The 17,192-nt window shown below is 67.9% G+C and carries 17 protein-coding genes and 1 pseudogene; 12 read left to right on the top strand and 6 right to left on the bottom strand.

The window, feature by feature from the left end; genetic code table 11:
- Window positions 1-57: 57 nt before the first annotated feature.
- Both ACW18C_RS00425 and ACW18C_RS00420 read right to left on the bottom strand, forming a co-directional pair.
- Window positions 58-567 (bottom strand): D-glycero-alpha-D-manno-heptose-1,7-bisphosphate 7-phosphatase, encoded by a 510-nt coding sequence (locus ACW18C_RS00425; RefSeq protein ID WP_372704883.1) that lies wholly within the window; start codon window positions 565-567, stop codon window positions 58-60.
- On the bottom strand, window positions 564-1,664 hold the full coding sequence (locus tag ACW18C_RS00420) for an AGE family epimerase/isomerase (RefSeq protein ID WP_492072166.1): 1,101 nt from the start codon (window positions 1,662-1,664) through the stop codon (window positions 564-566). The genes ACW18C_RS00425 and ACW18C_RS00420 overlap by 4 nt, the downstream gene beginning before the upstream one ends.
- 161 nt (window positions 1,665-1,825) lie before the next feature.
- Between ACW18C_RS00420 and ACW18C_RS00415 the strand changes: the two genes are divergently transcribed.
- The 10 genes and pseudogenes from ACW18C_RS00415 to ACW18C_RS00370 all read left to right on the top strand — a co-directional run.
- Window positions 1,826-2,989, top strand: a complete 1,164-nt coding sequence (locus tag ACW18C_RS00415; protein WP_492072165.1) for a DegT/DnrJ/EryC1/StrS family aminotransferase — start codon at window positions 1,826-1,828, stop codon at window positions 2,987-2,989.
- A complete protein-coding gene (locus tag ACW18C_RS00410; protein WP_492072163.1) occupies window positions 2,989-3,921 on the top strand; it encodes a Gfo/Idh/MocA family protein in 933 nt (310 codons plus the stop codon). The genes ACW18C_RS00415 and ACW18C_RS00410 overlap by 1 nt, the downstream gene beginning before the upstream one ends.
- Window positions 3,922-3,952: 31 nt before the next feature.
- Window positions 3,953-4,462: a hypothetical protein gene (locus ACW18C_RS00405; protein ID WP_492072162.1), complete on the top strand. Its 510-nt coding sequence runs from the start codon at window positions 3,953-3,955 to the stop codon at window positions 4,460-4,462.
- A gap of 90 nt (window positions 4,463-4,552) precedes the next feature.
- Entirely contained in the window at window positions 4,553-5,230 is a 678-nt protein-coding gene (locus tag ACW18C_RS00400; protein ID WP_492072161.1) for a DUF2459 domain-containing protein, read from the top strand.
- Window positions 5,231-5,295: 65 nt separating this feature from the next.
- Window positions 5,296-5,751, top strand: a complete 456-nt coding sequence (gene rbfA, locus ACW18C_RS00395; RefSeq protein ID WP_492072159.1) for a 30S ribosome-binding factor RbfA — start codon at window positions 5,296-5,298, stop codon at window positions 5,749-5,751.
- A 43-nt stretch (window positions 5,752-5,794) separates the two neighbouring features.
- Entirely contained in the window at window positions 5,795-6,724 is a 930-nt protein-coding gene (gene truB / locus ACW18C_RS00390) for a tRNA pseudouridine(55) synthase TruB (protein ID WP_292150339.1), read from the top strand.
- A 79-nt stretch (window positions 6,725-6,803) separates the two neighbouring features.
- A complete protein-coding gene (gene rpsO / locus ACW18C_RS00385; RefSeq protein ID WP_008261985.1) occupies window positions 6,804-7,073 on the top strand; it encodes a 30S ribosomal protein S15 in 270 nt (89 codons plus the stop codon).
- A 245-nt stretch (window positions 7,074-7,318) separates the two neighbouring features.
- Entirely contained in the window at window positions 7,319-9,562 is a 2,244-nt protein-coding gene (pnp, locus tag ACW18C_RS00380) for a polyribonucleotide nucleotidyltransferase (RefSeq protein WP_492072158.1), read from the top strand.
- A 294-nt stretch (window positions 9,563-9,856) separates the two neighbouring features.
- Window positions 9,857-10,432 (top strand): IPTL-CTERM sorting domain-containing protein, encoded by a 576-nt coding sequence (locus tag ACW18C_RS00375; protein WP_492074060.1) that lies wholly within the window; start codon window positions 9,857-9,859, stop codon window positions 10,430-10,432.
- 24 nt (window positions 10,433-10,456) lie between these two features.
- A pseudogene (locus ACW18C_RS00370) lies at window positions 10,457-10,699 on the top strand (polyribonucleotide nucleotidyltransferase); the annotation flags it as partial.
- A gap of 69 nt (window positions 10,700-10,768) precedes the next feature.
- Here ACW18C_RS00370 and ACW18C_RS00365 read toward each other — a convergent pair.
- Entirely contained in the window at window positions 10,769-11,233 is a 465-nt protein-coding gene (locus tag ACW18C_RS00365) for a hypothetical protein (protein WP_492072157.1), read from the bottom strand.
- A gap of 65 nt (window positions 11,234-11,298) precedes the next feature.
- The gene (gene rph, locus ACW18C_RS00360) at window positions 11,299-12,024 is read right to left on the bottom strand and encodes a ribonuclease PH (RefSeq protein ID WP_267514951.1); all 726 of its coding nucleotides are present in this window, start codon (window positions 12,022-12,024) and stop codon (window positions 11,299-11,301) included.
- Window positions 12,025-12,124: 100 nt separating this feature from the next.
- Here rph and hrcA point away from each other — a divergent pair, with 100 nt between their 5' ends.
- Together hrcA and grpE are read left to right on the top strand one after the other, a co-directional pair.
- Window positions 12,125-13,183, top strand: coding sequence for a heat-inducible transcriptional repressor HrcA (hrcA, locus tag ACW18C_RS00355; protein ID WP_492072154.1), 1,059 nt, complete (start codon window positions 12,125-12,127; stop codon window positions 13,181-13,183).
- 44 nt (window positions 13,184-13,227) lie between these two features.
- On the top strand, window positions 13,228-13,815 hold the full coding sequence (grpE, locus tag ACW18C_RS00350) for a nucleotide exchange factor GrpE (protein ID WP_492074058.1): 588 nt from the start codon (window positions 13,228-13,230) through the stop codon (window positions 13,813-13,815).
- Window positions 13,816-13,922: 107 nt separating this feature from the next.
- On the opposite strand, the gene ACW18C_RS00345 is transcribed toward grpE, so the two are convergent.
- Together ACW18C_RS00345 and ACW18C_RS00340 are read right to left on the bottom strand one after the other, a co-directional pair.
- Window positions 13,923-16,004, bottom strand: coding sequence for a S8 family peptidase (locus tag ACW18C_RS00345; RefSeq protein WP_492072152.1), 2,082 nt, complete (start codon window positions 16,002-16,004; stop codon window positions 13,923-13,925).
- 227 nt (window positions 16,005-16,231) lie between these two features.
- Entirely contained in the window at window positions 16,232-17,131 is a 900-nt protein-coding gene (locus ACW18C_RS00340) for a dienelactone hydrolase family protein (protein ID WP_035311114.1), read from the bottom strand.
- Window positions 17,132-17,192: the final 61 nt, after the last annotated feature.

Here is a 17,192-nt window from a genome sequence, read left to right as displayed (position 1 = left end):
GGCGCTCCTTCAACCAAGAAGGAGGAAACTAATTCACCGCACGAAGAATTGCGATGGTCAGGCGCCGATCAGTTCACGCACGAAGACGTCCAGGTCGCCGCCCTGGAACAGGAAGCCCGACACGCCCGCCCGCTGCGCCGCCTCGATGTCGCGCGGCTGGTCGCCGATCATGAAGGACTTCGCCGGATCGATGTCGTGATCGGCTATGGCCCGCAGCAGCATGCCGGGATTGGGTTTGCGGTCGGGATGGTCGGGATGGCGATAGCGTTCGTCTCGCGCCTCCGGATGGAAGGGGCAGGCGTAGACCGCCCCGATCACAGCCCCGTCCTGGGCCATGCGTTTGACCAGCAGGGCGTTGAACCCGTTCATCTGGGCCTCATCGAACATACCGCGCGCCACGCCCGACTGGTTGGTGACGATCACCGCCAGATAGCCCAGCCGGTTCAACCGCCGCACCGCCGCCGTCGCGCCCGGGATCAGTTTCAGATGTTCGGGCAGATGGGGATAGCCGGAGTCCTCGATCAGGACTCCGTCGCGATCCAGAAAGACGGCGGGCAGACCGGTCATGCGTCGTGTCTCAGCAGTTCGGAAAAGGCGGTCATCAGGTGATACAGGCTGGAGGCGGGCGCGGCCTTGTCCGACGACGTCCCGTCCGCCTCATAGCTGTCGACCCACAGGCCGGGAACGGCTGTCGCCAGATGGGTGGCGAAGGTCGCCTCGATCAGGTCTGCGGCGGCGGCGTCCCCGAAGGTCAGGGCGGTGCGGACAGCCTCCGTCTGAGCCCAAAGACGGCGTCCGGCGTGGATCGGCGCACCGTCGGCGTCCATCTCGCGGATCATGAAGCCGGCCTTGAGCCCCTGGGCGACGGCGCGGCGATGCAGGGCCTCCGCCGCCTGATCCAGGCCTGGGCCGGCGTCGAGACCGGCGATTTCAGCCTGACGCAACAGCCAGGCCCATTCCTCGAAATGGCCGGGTTCGACGATATGCCCGACGGCCGGATCCGGTCGCCAATCCTCGGTGAAATATTCGCGGATCGCGCCGTCGATCAGGAAACGGTCGCGGCACAGGTCCAGCGCCATGCGCGCCGCCGTCTCGAAGGCCGGGTCGGGCGCCGCCGCCTGCCAGGCCAGCATGGCCTCCAGCAGGTGCATGTGCGGGTTCTGGCGACGCGGCAGACTCGGCGGCAGGGCCTCATGCCAGCCGCCGTGCGGGGCCGCCATCAACCGATTGATCGCCCCCAGGGTCTCCAGCGCCAGGGGCCGGGCCCGATCGTCGCCCAGCACCCGATGCGCGGCCGCCAGGGCGAAGAGCACGAAGGCCAGATCATAAAGGTCCGGCGTCTCGTCCACGACCGCGCCTGCGTCATCGGTCGCCGCGACCCACAGGCCGTCGTCGCGGCGACAGGCGGCGATCATCCGGTCCAGACCGGCCTGGGCCACCGCGCGCCCCGGCGCCCATCCCAGGGCGGCGGCTTCGCAGAAGACATAGATCTGACGCGCCTGAACCCGGGTGCGTCGGCGCAGTCCGGTCCGCGCCCGACCTTCGAAATCCAGCTGTTCGAAGAACCGCCCCTGGCCGTCCACGCCCTGTTCGGCCCACAACGGCAGGGCCTGGTGAAACAACCAGTTGGAGACCTTGGTCTTGGCGGCGGCGAAAGCGGACATGGCGTCGGCTTAGAACATGATCGTTGCAATGGGCAACGCGAAGTGACGCCGCCCGGTTTGGTCTCCGCGTTCGATCTTGCTAGGACGGCGGCCACCCTCGCGGCCCGACCCGTCGTCCCGCCGCCCCCGATCCCCTCCGGATCCTCGTGGAGAGCGCGTTCATGATCCCCTTCATCGACCTTCAGGCCCAGCGCCTGCGTCTCGCCGGCAAGATCGAGGCCGCCGTTCAGGAGGCCGTCGTCGGCGGCGCCTGGGTCATGGGGCCTCAGGTCCGCCAGTTCGAAGCCGAACTCGCCGCCTTCGGCCGGGCCGAACACGCCCTGGGCTGCGCCAACGGCACCGACGCCCTGGCCCTGCCGCTGATGGCCTGGGGAATCGGACGCGGCGACGCGGTCTTCGTGCCCAGCTTCACCTTCGCCGCCACCGCCGAGGTCGTGCCCTGGTTCGACGCCGAGCCGGTCTTCGTCGATGTGGACGCCGACACCTACAATATGGACCCGGTCGCGCTGGAGCGCGCCATCGAGGGGATCAAGGCCGAGGGCCGCCTGACCCCGCGCGTGGTCATCGCCGTCGACCTGTTCGGCCAGCCCGCCGATTATCCGGCGATCAGGGCGATCTGCGACAAACACGGCCTGAAACTGATCGCGGATTCGGCCCAGGGTTTCGGCTGCACCATCGGCGGCGAACATCCGCTGAAATGGGCCGACATCACCACCACCAGCTTCTTCCCGGCCAAGCCCCTGGGTTGCTACGGCGACGGGGGGGCGGTGCTGACCAATGACGACGAACTGGCCCAGCTGATCGATTCCGTCCGCGTGCACGGCAAGGCCGTGGCGGTGGACCTGAAGGACCGCGTCTTCGATCACGACCCCAAATATCTGAACATGCGGATCGGCCTGAACAGCCGTCTGGACACGATCCAGGCCGCCGTTCTGATCGAGAAGCTGAAGGTGTTCGGTGAAGAGATCACGTGGCGCAACCGGATCGCCGCCCGCTACAATCAAGGCCTGCGCCCTCACGTCGCCAAGGTTCCGGACGTCCCTGCGGGCAATATCTCGAACTGGGCGCAATATACGGTCGAACACCCCGACCGCGACGGCCTGATCGCTCATCTGAAGGCCCATGACGTGCCGACCGCCGTCTATTATCCGATCCCGCTGCACCTGCAGCCGGCCTATGCGCATTTCCCGCGAGGGGCCGGCGGCCTGCCGGTGACCGAACGTCTGAAGGACGTGGTCTTCAGCCTGCCGATGCACGCCGATCTGGACGAGGCGACCCAGGACAAGGTCATCGCCGCCGTCGCCAGCTACAAGGGCCAAGCCTGATGCCGACCACCCCCGTCCTCAAGTTCGGCGTCGCCGGCGTCGGCGTCATGGGCCGCAACCATGCGCGCGTCGCCTCCGAGATGCGCGAGTTCGACCTGACCACGGTCTTCGACCCGGATGTGGTCGTCGCCGATGGGGTCGCCGCCGCCTATGAGGCGGCGCCGGTCACGACCGCCCAGGCCTTCGTCGACGCCGGCCTGGACGCCGCCGTCGTGGCCACGCCCAACCGATTCCATGCCGAAATCGGCGTCGCCCTGCTGGAAAAGGGCGTCCACGTCCTGGTCGAGAAGCCGATCGCCGCCACCGTGGCCGACGCCCAGCGGATGATCGACGCCGCCAAGGCCAACGACCGCGTCCTGATGGTGGGCCAGGTCGAACGCTTCAACCCGGCCGTGGACACGGTCAAGCGCGCCGTCGCCGACGACGAGATCATCTCCATCCAGATCACCCGCGTCGGCCCCTTCCCGCCGCGCATGGGCGAGGTCGGCGTGGTCATCGATCTGGCGGTGCATGACATCGACATCATCCGCCACCTGACCGGATCCGAGATCGTCGAGGTCCAGCCGCAGCTGGCCCGCACCCGCGCCGAGCGCGAGGACACGGCCCTGCTGCAGTTCCGGCTGGACAACGGCGTGATCGCCCACATCACGACCAACTGGGTCACCCCCTACAAGACCCGCACCCTGCAGGTCGCCACCAAGACCAAATTCATCGTCGCCGACCTGATCACCCGCCAGGTGACGGAGTATTTCGGCCAGCAGCCCGACGGCTCCTACTCCACCCGGATGCTGAACTCCTGGCCGGCCGAACCGCTGAGGAAGGAGTTGGAGGCCTTCGCCCGCGCCATCCACACCGGCGAAACCCCGGCGGTGACGGGCGAAGACGGTCTGCGCAATCTGGAAGTCGCCCTGCGCTGCCTGGGCGAGGCGTAAAGTCGCCGCAATGGCCGGGGAAGGAAGAGACATGCGCTCGCCCCTCGCTCCCGTTCTCATCGCCTTGCTGACCCTGTCGGCGGCCGCGCCCGCGCGCGCCGACACCCGCTATCTGTCCTACAACGCCTCGGACCGCATCACCCAGGCCCTGACCAAGGGGATCACCCTCCAGGTCCGGCGCGGCCTGTTCGGGGCGATCAGCGTGGAACGGCTGTTCTCGACCACCGCGCGCGGTTCGGCCGACTTCGCCCGGGGCGGGCCGAACGAGGCGCGGCGCGTCCTGCCCGAGGGGGCGAACGAGAGCGACCTCTATGCCATCGAACAGAGCGGCGACGGACGGGGTCTGGCCCGCGCCCTGTGTCCCGGCGCGAACGACGTCTGGCTGGTGATGAGCCGCATCCGCGCGCCCCGCCCGCTGACGATACAGGCGGTCGGCCGCTGGGCCGACGGGACCTACCGCCATTGCGTGACGCTGAGTTACGACTGGCGCGGCGAATGGCAGACGGCGCCGGTCTCGCCGTTTGCGGACACGGACTCCTAGATCCAGCCCATTCCGCCGACGGCGCGCCCTTTCGCCCGCCACGCCTGCTCGTCTATCTTCATGGCAGGAGAGGCGTGCGGAGAGACAGCGATGCGATGGGCCCTGCCCCTGGCGGTTCTGATCGGCGTGGTCGCCGCCTTGCTGACCTGGACCCGGCCGGGCGCGTCGATCCCGTCGATCACCGACGCGCCGGTCACGGTCTATCTGCTCGACAACGGCTTCCACACCGATCTGGCCGTGCCCCGCACGGCGCTGGAACGACGCGGCGGGCCGCTTGGACAGGCCGTCGCGGACCTGGCGCCCGGCGACTGGATTCTGATCGGCTGGGGCGACGCCGCCTTCTATGTCGATCAAAGTCCGATCTCGGACCGGCTGCCTGACGGCGCGCGCGCCTTCTTCCGGCCCGGCAATCCCTCCGTCGTCATGCTGGACCCGGAGAGTCTGGACCCCCGCGACCGCCACGCCGCCGATCGACGCGCGGCCCTGCGCCTCCCGCCCGGCGCCTTCGACCGAATGGCGGGACGGATCGAGTCCTCGCTCGACCTCGCAGACGGGGGGCCGCGTGTCGCGACCGCTCGCGCCGGCGACGACGCCCGCTTCTTCGCCAGCCGGGAGAGCTTTTCGATCCTGCACCTGTGCAACCACTGGACGGCCGGTGCGCTGAACGCCGGCGGGGTGGCGATCCGCCCGGCGCGCTCGGCGTTTTCGGGCGAGGTGATGCGGTCCGTCAGAGCGGCGGAACTGGACAGGGCGGCTCCACGCGCCTAGACCGCCCGACTTTCGCTTATCCGGCCGGGTCCGAGCCCCGGCGGGCGAACAAGAAGGAGCGGCCGATGGCCCACAAACAGCATTCCCGCAATTCCTCCGGCCCGGCCGGTCCGAGCCAACGTCAGCTGCGCGCCGGCGAACTGATCCGTCACGCCCTGGTCGACATCCTGCGTGAGGAGGACATCCACGACGAGGCCCTCGCCGACGTGTCCGTCACCGTGACCGAGGTCCGCCTGTCGCCGGACCTGAAACACGCCACCTGTTTCGTCGAACCCCTGGGCGCCGGCGTCGAGGCCGCCCCGACCACGGGCCACGAGAGCGAGATCATCAAGGCGCTGAACGTCCACGCCAAATTCCTGCGCGGCCAGTTGGGCCGGCGTCTGGACATGAAGTTCACGCCGGACCTGCGCTTCCGCCACGACGAAAGCTTCGACGCCGCCAGCCATCTCGACCGTCTGTTCGAAGACCCCCGCGTCCGCGCCGACCTGGAACGCCGCGACGAGGAAGAGGGCGACTCCTGATGTCGCTGCCTCAAGTAGCGCCTAGCGCGGTAGGCCAAGCATAATGGCCCGCAAGAAGAAGGGCGACGTCGTCGACGGCTGGGTGTGCCTGGACAAGCCGTTCGAGATGGGATCGACCGAGGCGGTCAGCCGCATCCGCCGCCTGTTCAACGCCCAGAAGGCCGGTCACGCCGGGACGCTGGATCCGCTGGCCAGCGGCATCCTGCCCATAGCGCTCGGCGAGGCGACCAAGACCGTGCCGATGATGATGGAGGCGCAGAAGGTCTATCGTTTCACCATCAACTGGGGCGTATCGACCGACAGCGTGGACCGCGAGGGCGAGATCATCGGCCGGTCCGACGTCCGCCCCTCGGTCGAGGCGGTGAAGGCCGCCCTGCCCGCCTTCGTCGGCGAGATCGACCAGACCCCGCCCCGCTTCTCGGCCATCAAGGTGGACGGCGCCCGCGCCTATGACCTGGCCCGCGACGGTGTCGAGTTCGAACTTCAGTCCCGCCGCGTCACCATCCATTCGGCCGAGGTCACCGACGCCCCGGACGCCGACCATGTCGAACTGACCATCCGCACCGGCAAGGGCGTTTACGTGCGCTCGCTGGCGCGCGACCTGGCGCTCGCCCTAGGCGCCGAGGGTCACGTAAGCGCCCTGCGCCGCGAGCGGGTCGGCCCGTTCAGCACGGAAAACGCCGTCACTCTGGATTCTCTGGAAGAAATGGTGCATAGGGGCGCCGCCTCGGAAGGCTTGCTTCCCGTTGCGACCGCCCTGGACGACATCCCGGAGCTGGCCGTGACGGATCAGGACGCCTTCTCGCTTCGGCAGGGACGCCCGATCGTTCTGCTCCCCCGTCAGGTGGAAACCCTCAAGGATCGCCTTTCCGGCGGTTCGCGAACGGTTTCAGCCTTTCAGGGCCAGACCCTCGTCGCACTCTGCCAGTTGCGGGCCGGCCGGTTAGAACCCGACCGCGTTTTCAACCTCTAGGCCCGCGCCATCCGGCAAGGGCCGAGACCCCACGGCCTCAAGTAGCGCGAAGCGCGATAGGCCAAGAAAGGACTCTTCGATGTCGGTTACTGCTGAACGCAAGCACGAGATCATCGCCGATAACGCCCGCACCGCTGGCGACACCGGCTCGGCCGAGGTTCAGGTCGCGATCCTGTCGGAACGCATCTCCAACCTGACCGAACACTTCAAGACCCACAAGAAGGACAACCACTCGCGTCGTGGCCTTCTGAAGATGGTGTCGCAACGTCGCCGCCTGCTCGACCACCTGAACAAGGTCGACGCCGGTCGCTACCAGGCGCTCATCGCCAAGCTGGGCCTGCGCCGCTAAGGCGTCGGATCAGTGTAGAATACGCTTTCGAGGCGCGGGCGGTCACGTCCGCGCCTCGTTGTGCGACTAGAGACGACCTGTGCGCCGCAGGACTTACGGCGCAGTTGCGAGGGCCATGCCGGTCCTCTCCCGGTCGACCGCGATGGCGCGGCGACCTCTGGATCGAAGGACTGAACGCCGACGCATCCGCCCCCAATGATGGGACCCCGCACGGAATACGCCGTCCGGGATACGAAAGACGAAATATGTTCGATATCAAACGCAAGACGATCGAGTGGGCCGGACGCCCGCTGACCCTGGAAACGGGCCGCATCGCCCGCCAGGCCGACGGCGCCGTGCTGGCGACCTACGGCGAGACCGTGGTTCTGGCCACCGTCGTCTATGGCCGTTCGCCCAAGCCGGGTCTGGATTTCTTCCCCCTGACCGTCAACTACCAGGAAAAGACCTTCGCCGCCGGCAAGATTCCGGGTGGCTACTTCAAGCGTGAAGGCCGTCCCAGCGAGAAGGAAACCCTGGTTTCCCGCCTGATCGACCGTCCGATCCGCCCCCTGTTCGTCAAGGGCTTCAAGAACGAGACCCAGGTCGTCATCACCGTGCTGCAGCACGACATGGAAAACGATCCGGACGTGCTGGGCATGGTCGCCGCCTCGGCCGCCCTGACCATCTCGGGCGTGCCCTTCATGGGCCCCATCGGCGCCGCGCGCGTCGGCCTGATCGACGGCGAACTGGTTCTGAACCCGACCGTCGACCAGATCCCGGGCTCTGACCTGGACCTGGTGGTCGCTGGCACGCAAGACGCCCTGATGATGGTCGAATCCGAAGCCAAGGAGCTGTCGGAAGAGAAGATGCTCGAGGCGCTGATGTTCGCGCACGCCGGCATGCAGCCGGTGATCGACGCCATCATCGATCTGGCCGAACACGCCGCCAAGGAGCCCTTCGACTTCCAGGCCGAAGACCACTCCGACGTCGTCACCTCGATCAAGAAGCTGGTCGGCGAGGACATCAAGGCCGCCTACACCCACCCCGGCAAGTACGACCGTCGCTCGGGCGTCGATGCGGCCAAGAAGACCGCCGCCGCCGCCCTGGTGAAGACCGACGAGAACCCCGAGGGCGTCGACAGCTCCAAGTTCGCGGCCGCCTTCAAGGAATGTGAAGCCGACGTCCTGCGTCGCGACATCATCGAGAACGCCCACCGCGTCGACGGCCGCGCCCTCGACAAGGTCCGCGCCATCGTGTCGGAAGTCGGCGTCCTGCCGCGCACCCACGGTTCGGCCCTGTTCACGCGTGGGGAAACCCAGGCCCTGGTCGTCGCCACCCTGGGCACCGGCGAGGACGAGCAGTACATCGACAGCCTGCAGGGCACCTACAAGGAAAGCTTCCTGCTGCACTACAACTTCCCCCCCTATTCGGTGGGTGAAGCGGGCCGCATGGGTTCGCCCGGCCGTCGCGAAATCGGTCACGGCAAGCTGGCCTGGCGCGCGATCCGACCGATGCTGCCGTCGAAGGAAGACTTCCCCTACACCATCCGTCTGGTCTCCGAGATCACCGAGTCGAACGGCTCGTCCTCGATGGCCACGGTCTGCGGTTCGTCGCTGGCCCTGATGGACGCCGGCGTGCCGCTGATCCGTCCGGTCTCGGGCATCGCCATGGGCCTGATCCTGGAGCCGTCGGGCGAGTTCGCCATCCTGTCGGACATCCTGGGTGACGAAGACCACCTGGGCGACATGGACTTCAAGGTCGCCGGCACTTCGGAAGGCATCACCAGCCTTCAGATGGACATCAAGGTCGCCGGGATTACCAAGGAGATCATGAAACAGGCCCTGACCCAGGCCTCGGCCGGCCGCCTCCACATCCTGGACGAGATGTCCAAGGCCATGGACGCGCCGCGCGCCGAACTGGGCGAGCATGCGCCGAAGATCGAAACCATCAAGATCGCGGTCGACAAGATCCGCGAAGTGATCGGTTCGGGCGGCAAGGTGATCCGCGAGATCGTCGAGAAGACCGGCGCCAAGATCGACATCGGCGACGACGGCACCATCAAGGTCGCCGCCAACGACCAGGAGAAGATCGACGCCGCCAAGGCCTGGATCCAGTCCATCGCCTCGGAGCCGGAAGTCGGAACCATCTACTCCGGCAAGGTCGTCAAGGTCGTCGACTTCGGCGCCTTCGTGAACTTCTTCGGCGCCAAGGACGGCCTGGTCCACGTGTCCCAGATCGCTCTGGAACGCGTCGCCAACCCGGCCGACGTCCTGTCGGAAGGCCAGGAGGTCAAGGTCAAGTTCCTGGGCTTCGACGATCGCGGCAAGACCAAGCTGTCGATGAAGGTCGTCGATCAGTCGACGGGTGAAGACCTGACCGACAAGATCAACGCCGAACGCGCCGAGCGCGGCGAAGAGCCCCTGTCCGACGACACCGGCGGCCGTCCCAAGCGCGAAGGCGGCGGTGATCGCGGCGGCGACCGCGGCCGCAGCCGCCCCCGTCGCGACTAGTCTGCGGGCGGATCGCTGAACGAACGAGGCCCCGCTGGAAACAGCGGGGCCTTTGTCTTTGGCGTCTCGATCAGGCGCCGGCTCCGTCTGGATGTCCGCTATCCGGGCCAACGCCAATGGCCGAAATCGAGCCATTCGCGACCTATGCGTTCGGTGGACGGCATGAGACGTCGTTCACACGGTCAACATTCAGTTCATCCCCAGCCACATACACGGCCACCGTCTCATGCGGACTATTGCAAACCCTGCGACAATCTGCCACAGAGCGCCGGTTAGGTGGGGATCGTGCTTCAAATGCTTAAAATTATGAAAATGCTCAAAGTTTTCGCGATCGCTCTGTCTGGTTCATTCCTGGCGCTCGCTCTGGCTGCCATGCCCGGCAGCGCCTCGGCACAGTCCTATACCCTCTATCGCAGCTTCACGGGCGCAGGCGGCGTCACGGGTACTGCGCAACTGGAGTTGAGCAACGTGACACTGGCTCAGGGCGCGTATGGCGGCTCCTCCACCACGCTTCCTGCGGAACTGATAGCGGCCACCGTGACGCTGAATAACCTGGGAACGGCGCCCACGACGACCACCTTCACCCGTGCTCAACTCTCCGGGTTCTATCTCGTCAGGAATGGTTCAGGCACGATTACCGACCTGAACTTCTGGGCCGGCACGGCTAACTCTGACGGATTCACGCTGAGCGGCAATAACATCCTGAGCACGCAAGTCGCCAAGGGGGGCTACACGGTCAATTTGATAAATGCGGCCGCGGCGGCGCCTGCGTCTGTGCCGACCATCTCCGAATGGGCGATGATCCTGTTCGGCCTCAGTCTTGCGGGAGCCGCGGCGCTCTACCTGCAACGTCGGCGAATGGTCGCCTGACGCCGGGTTCTCGAAGTCAGAACGGCCGACGTCGTCTCGGAAGGTCAGGAAGTCCGCGTCAAATTCCTCGGCATGAACGATCGCGGCAAGACCAGGCTGTCGATGAAGGTCGTCGATCAGACCACGGGTGAAGATCTGACCGACAAGATCAACGCCGAACGCGCCGAGCGCGGCGAAGAGCCCCTGTCGGACGACACCGGCGGCCGTCCCAAGCGCGAAGGCGGCGGTGATCGCGGTGGCGACCGCGGCCGTCGCCGTCGCGACTAGGACTGAGCCACACGGCTGAATGAGATGGCCCCGCCGGCGACGGCGGGGCCTTTTTCATGGCGGCCTGTCCTAAGACCGGCACGCCGCCGGCGGATCGCCGTCGCGCGCCCACAATTTGCAGGACCGGTCGATCTCGCCCTGGATCAGGTCGCAGGGGTTGGCGGCGTTGCAGGGCGGGTGGGTCGCAGGGCTGACCTGGATGCAGCGTTCGACCAGGCGCGCGGACGCCGCCTCGCCGATCTGCTCACGACAGGGGATTTCACTGGCGGGAATCCGCTCGGGCCTCATGTCCGGCCCTTCCGGAATCCGGGCCTGAGCGTCTTCCGACGGCGCCGGCGTCGGCGCTGCGGGGTTCCCGGCCGGGGCGGGGCCAAGAGCGGCGGGGCTGGGGACCGCCGAGGAAACGGTCCCAGAGGAAGAGGCGTCAGAGGAAGAGACGTCGGGGGCGTCGCTTCCGGGCTGACAGGCCGCGACCGTCAGGGCGAAGGCCAGAACGGCGGCTGAGGCGGAACTGATGAACAGGGGGCGGCGCATCGGCATCTCCGGGCAGGGACGGGATCACCCAGACGATGACCCGTCCCCTTAACGCGCGAAAGCCCCTATCGGCGCACCGCCTCCAGCGCGGCCTTTTGCAGGGCGAACAGTTCGGTGCAGCCGATCTCGGCCAAGGAGAAGAGGCGGTCGAACTCGGCGCGGGAGAAGCCGCGCTTCTCGCCGGTGGCCTGGACCTCGACGATCTGGCCCGCGCCGGTCAGGACGAAGTTGGAATCGGCCTCGGCCTCGGAATCCTCTTCATAGTCCAGGTCCAGCACCGGCACGCCGTCGCAGACGCCGCATGACACCGCCGCCACCTGGTCCAGGATCGGATCGGACTTCAGCACCCCCTCGTCGCGCAGATAGTTGAGGGCCGAGGCCATGGCGACCCAGGCGCCGGTGATGGAGGCGGTGCGGGTGCCGCCGTCGGCCTGGATGACATCGCAGTCCAGCACAACCTGACGTTCGCCCAGGGCCTTCAGATCGACAACGGCGCGGAGCGAGCGGCCGATCAGGCGCTGGATCTCCTGCGTGCGGCCCGTCTGTTTGCCGGCGGCGGCCTCGCGGCGGCCGCGGGTGTGGGTGGCGCGGGGCAACATGCCGTATTCGGCGGTGACCCAACCCTGGCCCTTGCCGCGCATCCAGCCGGGAATGCTCTCCTCGACCGAGGCCGTCACCAGAACCTTCGTATGGCCGAAGGTGATCAGGCACGAACCCTCGGCATAGCGGTTGACGCCGGTCTCGATGGTCACGGGACGCAGTTGGTCGTCGGTGCGTTGCGAATGGCGCATGAGATGAGTCCTTGGAAGCCGAGGCCGCGGTGCTTATCCTGAAACCGTGAGCCTGTATGCCCCCAAAACCCCGCCGTTCGACGGCGCCCAATCCCCGGGCATGGCTCTTGCCGGACTGGCGGGGCTGGATGCGCGCGCCCGCGACATCTTCCGCCGCATCGTCGAATCCTATCTGGAGACCGGCGAGCCGGTCGGGTCACGCACCCTGTCGCTGGGCGGGATCGCCCTGTCGCCGGCCTCGATCCGCAATACGATGCAGGACCTGACCCTGGCCGGTCTGCTGGCCTCGCCCCATACGTCGGCGGGACGGATCCCGACCCATGCGGGCCTGCGCCTGTTCGTCGACGGCCTGCTGGAGATCGGCGACCTGACGAAGGAGGAGCGGCGCGAGATCGACGGGCGGCTGGCCGGGCGGGGGCGGAATTTCGAATCCGCCCTGGACGAGGCGTCGAACCTGTTGTCCGGCCTGGCGGGGGGCGCGGGCGTGGTGTCCAGCCCGGTGCGCGAGTCTGGCGTCAAACATGTCGAGTTCGTCGCCCTGGGCGGGGATCAGGCCCTGGCGGTCATCGTCGCCGACGACGGCACGGTCGAGAACCGGATCATGACCCTGGCGGCCGGGGTCACGCCCTCGACCCTGGTCGAGGCCTCCAACTTCCTCAACGCCCGCCTGCGCGGCCGGCCCTTCGCCGACGCCAAGCGCGAGATGACCCAGGAGCTGGAGATCGCGCGGCGTGAACTGGATCAGACCGCCGCCCGACTGGTCGAGGACGGATTCGCCGCCTGGTCCGGCGGGCCGGACCGGGAGCGCGCCCTGATCGTGCGCGGCCGCGCCAATCTGTTGCAGGACGGCGAGGGGCTGGCGGATCTGGAGCGGGTGCGGGTCCTGTTCGACGACCTGGAGCAGAAGGAACAACTGATCGGCCTGCTGGACGGGGTGGATGCGGCGCAAGGCGTGCGGATTTTCATCGGCGCTGAAACGCGGTTGTTTTCACTTTCGGGTTCCGCCGTGATCGCGGCGCCCTATATGAGCGGCCGACAGCGGGTCCTGGGCGCCATCGGCGTCATAGGCCCCGCAAGATTGAACTACGCCCGTGTCATCCCGTTGGTGGACTATACCGCCCGGGTGCTGGGCCGGATGCTGGACGGGAACGACAAGTGAGCGACAAGCCCCTTAACGACGACTTCAACGAACTGGACGCCGATATGGCGGAAGTGAACGCCGAACACGGCCTGGACGCCGATCCCTCGGACAATCTCGCGCCGCTGGACGCCGTCATCGCCGAGCGCGACGAGTGGAAGGACCGCGCCCTGCGCGTCGCCGCCGAGATGGAGAACCTGAAGCGCCGCGCCGAGACGCAGCAGAACGACGCCCGCGCCTTCGCCATCCAGCGCTTCGCCAAGGATCTGCTGGGCGTGGCCGACAATCTGGAACGCGCCCTGATGGCGGCGCCCAAGGACACGGACGGCCCGACCGTGGCCCTCGTGACCGGTCTGGAAATGACCCAGAAGGCCCTGCTGCAGGCGTTCGAGACCAATGGGCTCAAGCGCGTCGCGCCCTCGGCCGGCGAGGCCTTCAACCCCCATCTGCACCAGGCCATGATCGAACAGCCGTCGGACACGGTTCCGGGCGGCGCCGTGCTCCAGACCATGCAGTCCGGCTTCGAACTGTTCGGCCGCACCATCCGCCCGGCCATGGTCGTGGTCGCGGCCAAGGGATCGGGCGCGCAGGGCGCCAACCCCTATGGCGCAGCCCCCGCGCCCGAAGGCCAGACCTTCGACGGCAAGGCCTGATGTGAGGACGTGAGTGGTGATGGGTGAGGGGTGAGGAGTGAGCTGCGGTGTCTCCGCAAGCCGCTCACCTATTGCTCACGACTCACCATTCACCAGTCACTCCCCCCTCAGAACCTCCGCCGCCATCCGCCGATCAAGGCGAATTCCGGCGCGGCGTCCGCAACGTGGCGCGGCTGACGGCTGGCCACGGCCTGGATCGTCAGGTTTGAGCCGTCCCACAGACTCCGCTCGCCGCCCAGGATGAAATCGATCTGGCGACCGCTCGGCGTGGCCGAGAAGCTGCGGCGCGAATAGGTCAGGGGGTCGAAATACTCGACCGGCACATCCGCCAGCCAGGCCGAGAAGGCGCCGCTTTCGATCCGCAGCGGCTGCGACAGGGTGAAGCTGATCCGGTCGCAGAGCACCGAACACCCTGTCAGCAGGCCCAGACGCCAGTTCGAACTGATCGCGGCCTGGTCCATCGACAGGAACCGGCCCTCGCTCCGGGTCGAGCCGACGCCGGCCTCGCCGATCAGGGCCAGGCCGGGCCTCAGGGTCCAGTCGCCGCCCACCGCATAGAAGCGGGTGCGCGACGGCAGGGCGAAGTCCGATCCGCCGGGCAGGAAGGCCCCCAAGGGCCCCAGACGCTCGTCCAGGCCGCCGATGCTGACCGACAGGCCGCCGTCCACGCCGCGCCAGGCCAGGGTGGCGCGGCTGTAGCTTGAAGCCTCCGCCTCGACCCGCCTCAGCGGCATACGCCGGTCCCCGCCCCCGCTCTCGGCCGCAAGGGTCAGCGACCCGAACCGCAGGGCGCCGCGCGCCGCATGGTCCGCCTGGGCCAGGGCGGCGAAACCGTCGCCGGCCGCGTCGAAGGGCGACCGCGCCCCGCCTCGACCCTGCCATGTGGCGAAGCTCAGCCGGCCCATCTCCAGGTCCAGCATGGCCTCCTGACGGGGTTCGTCGCCCAGCCAGGGCGCGTCGGTCAGGTCATAACGCGCAGCGATGGGCTCGGGCGTCTCGACCGGCTGGGACGCCGTCAGATTCAGCCGGCCGCCGTTCGGCAGGGCCAGCCGGGTCGTCGCCGTCCGGCTCGGCGCGAACGGCGCGGCCTGATACGAGCGGCTCGGCGCCGTCGGATAGGCCGCGCCCAGTTGGACGGCGAACATCCGGTCATAGCTATCGAACAGGACGGTCCCCAAGGCCGTCTGGCGTGAGAAGGCGTCGCCGAAGGCGGGGCCGACGAAACTGCCAGGCTCGCTCTCGGCGACGATGGAGCCTCCGTCGGCCATCGGGGTCGAGCTCGTTCCCACCGGCCGGAAGGCGTTGGCCAAGTCCAGCAAGCCCCGGCCGTAGACGATGTCGGTCCCTGCGTCCCCGGCGTCGCGCGCCGTGTCGAGAAGGATGGCCAGGGCCTGACGCGCCGAAAGATTGGGGAAGGCGTCCATCAGCAGGGCCAGGGCGCCCGAGACATGGGGCGCCGAGAAGGAGGTGCCGTTGATCCGCCAGCAGCGGGTCCCGTCGCAGCCGGTGATGACGTCCTCGCCCGGCGCGGAAATATAGGCGGCGGCCGTGGCCCCCGCGCGGTTCGAAAAGCTGGACATGACATTGGTCTCGCCGTGCGAACCGACGGCGATGACAGAGCCGGAGAACCGGGGATCCACCGCATATTGCGCAGGCCAGCCGGGATTGGCCTCGCCGTCATTGCCCGACGAGGCGACGATGACCGCCCCGGAATCGACCGCGCGCAACAGGGCCGCCTCGAAGGCGGAGCCCAGCCGACCATCGCCGCCCAGGGACATGTTGATGATCTTGACCCCGTTGGCCACGGCGAAGTCCAGGGCCCGGACCAGGTCTGAACTGCTGAAACAGACGTCGTCGTCCTCATCTTTACAGTCGGAGATGTCGGTGCGGATCGACAGTATGGTCGATTCATAGGCCACGCCGACCGAGCCCAGTCCGTTGAAGTTCGAGGCGATCACCCCCGACACCAGGGTTCCGTGGCTGTCGTTCGCGACATAGGGGGTGTTGCGGCCCGGAACCACGTCGGTCGAGGCGGTGGAGATCCGCCCGACCAGATCGGCCTGGCTGTTGCTGACGCCGGAATCGACCACAGCGACCGTGACGCCGTTTCCGGTGGCGCCGGTCTGCCACCCGACCTCGGCCTTCATATTGGCCAGGCCGTAGTTCCGCAGATACTCGGTGGAGGACACCGAAGGGGGCGGCGGCGGAGGAGGGGGCGGGGGCGGGGGAGGAGGAGGTGGTGGTGGCGGCACGACGGGCGTTACGACGCCCCCGCCGCCGCCTCCCCCGCCCCCACAGGCCGCAAGGGGAAGAAACAACAGGCCTGCACCCAGCAGAACCGCCCGGCTTAACCGCAAACCGCCCATGTCACCCTCCCTGACGCAGAGCCTCCGCAATGCGTCACATCAGTAACAATTCAACTCCTTAACGCTTTGTCGAGGTGGGCCAGAAGTTTCGCCCATGCGTCCCGGGCGTCCGCCTCGGCGTAGCTGGCGCGGTAGTCGGCGTGGAAGCCGTGCGGCGCGTCCGGATAGACGATGATCCGGCTGTCGGTCTGGCCCGCTCGCGCCAGGGCCTCGCGCATCCGCTCGACACTGGCCAGGGGGATGCCCTGGTCCTGGCCGCCGTACAGACCCAGGACGGGCGCCTTCAGGTCATCGGCCAGATCGACCGGCCACGGCTGGCCGGATGAAATTTGCACCGGCGTCGCGTCGGGGGCCGGCGCCAGACGGCCGTACCAGGCCACGCCGGCGCCGATGACGGCGAAGCGCGCCGCCGCCTGCCACACCACCTTGCCGCCCCAGCAGAAGCCGGTGATCCCGACCTTTCCGTCCCGCGCCCACAGCTGCTGACTGGCCCAGTCCAGGGTCGCCGACAGATCGCCCATCACCTGCTCATAGTCGGCCGCCCCGACGATCTGCATGATCCGGCCCATGTCGGACAGGGGCGCCGGATCCTCGACCCGGTTGAAGAAGGCCGGGGCGATGGCGGCGTAGCCCTGCTTGGCCAGGCGACGGCAGATGTCCTTGATATAGTCGTGGACGCCGAAGATCTCGGACACCACCACCACGACTGGAAAAGGCCCCTCGCCCGCCGGCCGCGCCACATAGGCCGGCAGTTCGAACCCGTCCGGCGCCGGATAGGTCACCTCGGCGGTCTCGAGCCCGGCGGCGTCGGTGGTGATGGGTCGGGCCTCCTTGGCCAGGGCCGCGACCGCATAGCCCGAGAAGAGCAGCCCCCCCAGGGCGCCCACCGCCCTGCGGCTCAGCTTCAGATCATCGGGGGTCTGGCCTTCGGGACGGATCAGGGTGGTCATGGGACGGCTCCAGAAACGGGGGTGCCGCAGACCATCACGGCGCGCCGGGGGCGTCCAGTCA

Source organism: Brevundimonas sp. FV1ye7S (assembly GCF_058680995.1).
The sequence above is the reverse complement of the archived record's forward strand: the minus strand, read 5'-3'. Positions and strand labels throughout refer to the sequence as shown.

Excerpts from the sequence above, each read along its gene's own strand:
- rbfA (WP_492072159.1), top strand. The coding sequence starts at position 5,296 with ATGGCCCACAAACAGCATTCCCGCAATTCCTCCGGCCCGGCCGGTCCG.
- ACW18C_RS00425 (WP_372704883.1), bottom strand. The coding sequence starts at position 567 with ATGACCGGTCTGCCCGCCGTCTTTCTGGATCGCGACGGAGTCCTGATC.
- ACW18C_RS00415 (WP_492072165.1), top strand. The coding sequence starts at position 1,826 with ATGATCCCCTTCATCGACCTTCAGGCCCAGCGCCTGCGTCTCGCCGGC.
- grpE (WP_492074058.1), top strand. The coding sequence starts at position 13,228 with ATGGCGGAAGTGAACGCCGAACACGGCCTGGACGCCGATCCCTCGGAC.
- rph (WP_267514951.1), bottom strand. The coding sequence starts at position 12,024 with ATGCGCCATTCGCAACGCACCGACGACCAACTGCGTCCCGTGACCATC.
- truB (WP_292150339.1), top strand. The coding sequence starts at position 5,795 with ATGGCCCGCAAGAAGAAGGGCGACGTCGTCGACGGCTGGGTGTGCCTG.
- pnp (WP_492072158.1), top strand. The coding sequence starts at position 7,319 with ATGTTCGATATCAAACGCAAGACGATCGAGTGGGCCGGACGCCCGCTG.
- ACW18C_RS00365 (WP_492072157.1), bottom strand. The coding sequence starts at position 11,233 with ATGCGCCGCCCCCTGTTCATCAGTTCCGCCTCAGCCGCCGTTCTGGCC.
- ACW18C_RS00410 (WP_492072163.1), top strand. The coding sequence starts at position 2,989 with ATGCCGACCACCCCCGTCCTCAAGTTCGGCGTCGCCGGCGTCGGCGTC.
- ACW18C_RS00405 (WP_492072162.1), top strand. The coding sequence starts at position 3,953 with ATGCGCTCGCCCCTCGCTCCCGTTCTCATCGCCTTGCTGACCCTGTCG.
- ACW18C_RS00400 (WP_492072161.1), top strand. The coding sequence starts at position 4,553 with ATGCGATGGGCCCTGCCCCTGGCGGTTCTGATCGGCGTGGTCGCCGCC.
- ACW18C_RS00340 (WP_035311114.1), bottom strand. The coding sequence starts at position 17,131 with ATGACCACCCTGATCCGTCCCGAAGGCCAGACCCCCGATGATCTGAAG.
- hrcA (WP_492072154.1), top strand. The coding sequence starts at position 12,125 with ATGGCTCTTGCCGGACTGGCGGGGCTGGATGCGCGCGCCCGCGACATC.
- ACW18C_RS00375 (WP_492074060.1), top strand. The coding sequence starts at position 9,857 with ATGCTTAAAATTATGAAAATGCTCAAAGTTTTCGCGATCGCTCTGTCT.
- ACW18C_RS00420 (WP_492072166.1), bottom strand. The coding sequence starts at position 1,664 with ATGTCCGCTTTCGCCGCCGCCAAGACCAAGGTCTCCAACTGGTTGTTT.
- rpsO (WP_008261985.1), top strand. The coding sequence starts at position 6,804 with ATGTCGGTTACTGCTGAACGCAAGCACGAGATCATCGCCGATAACGCC.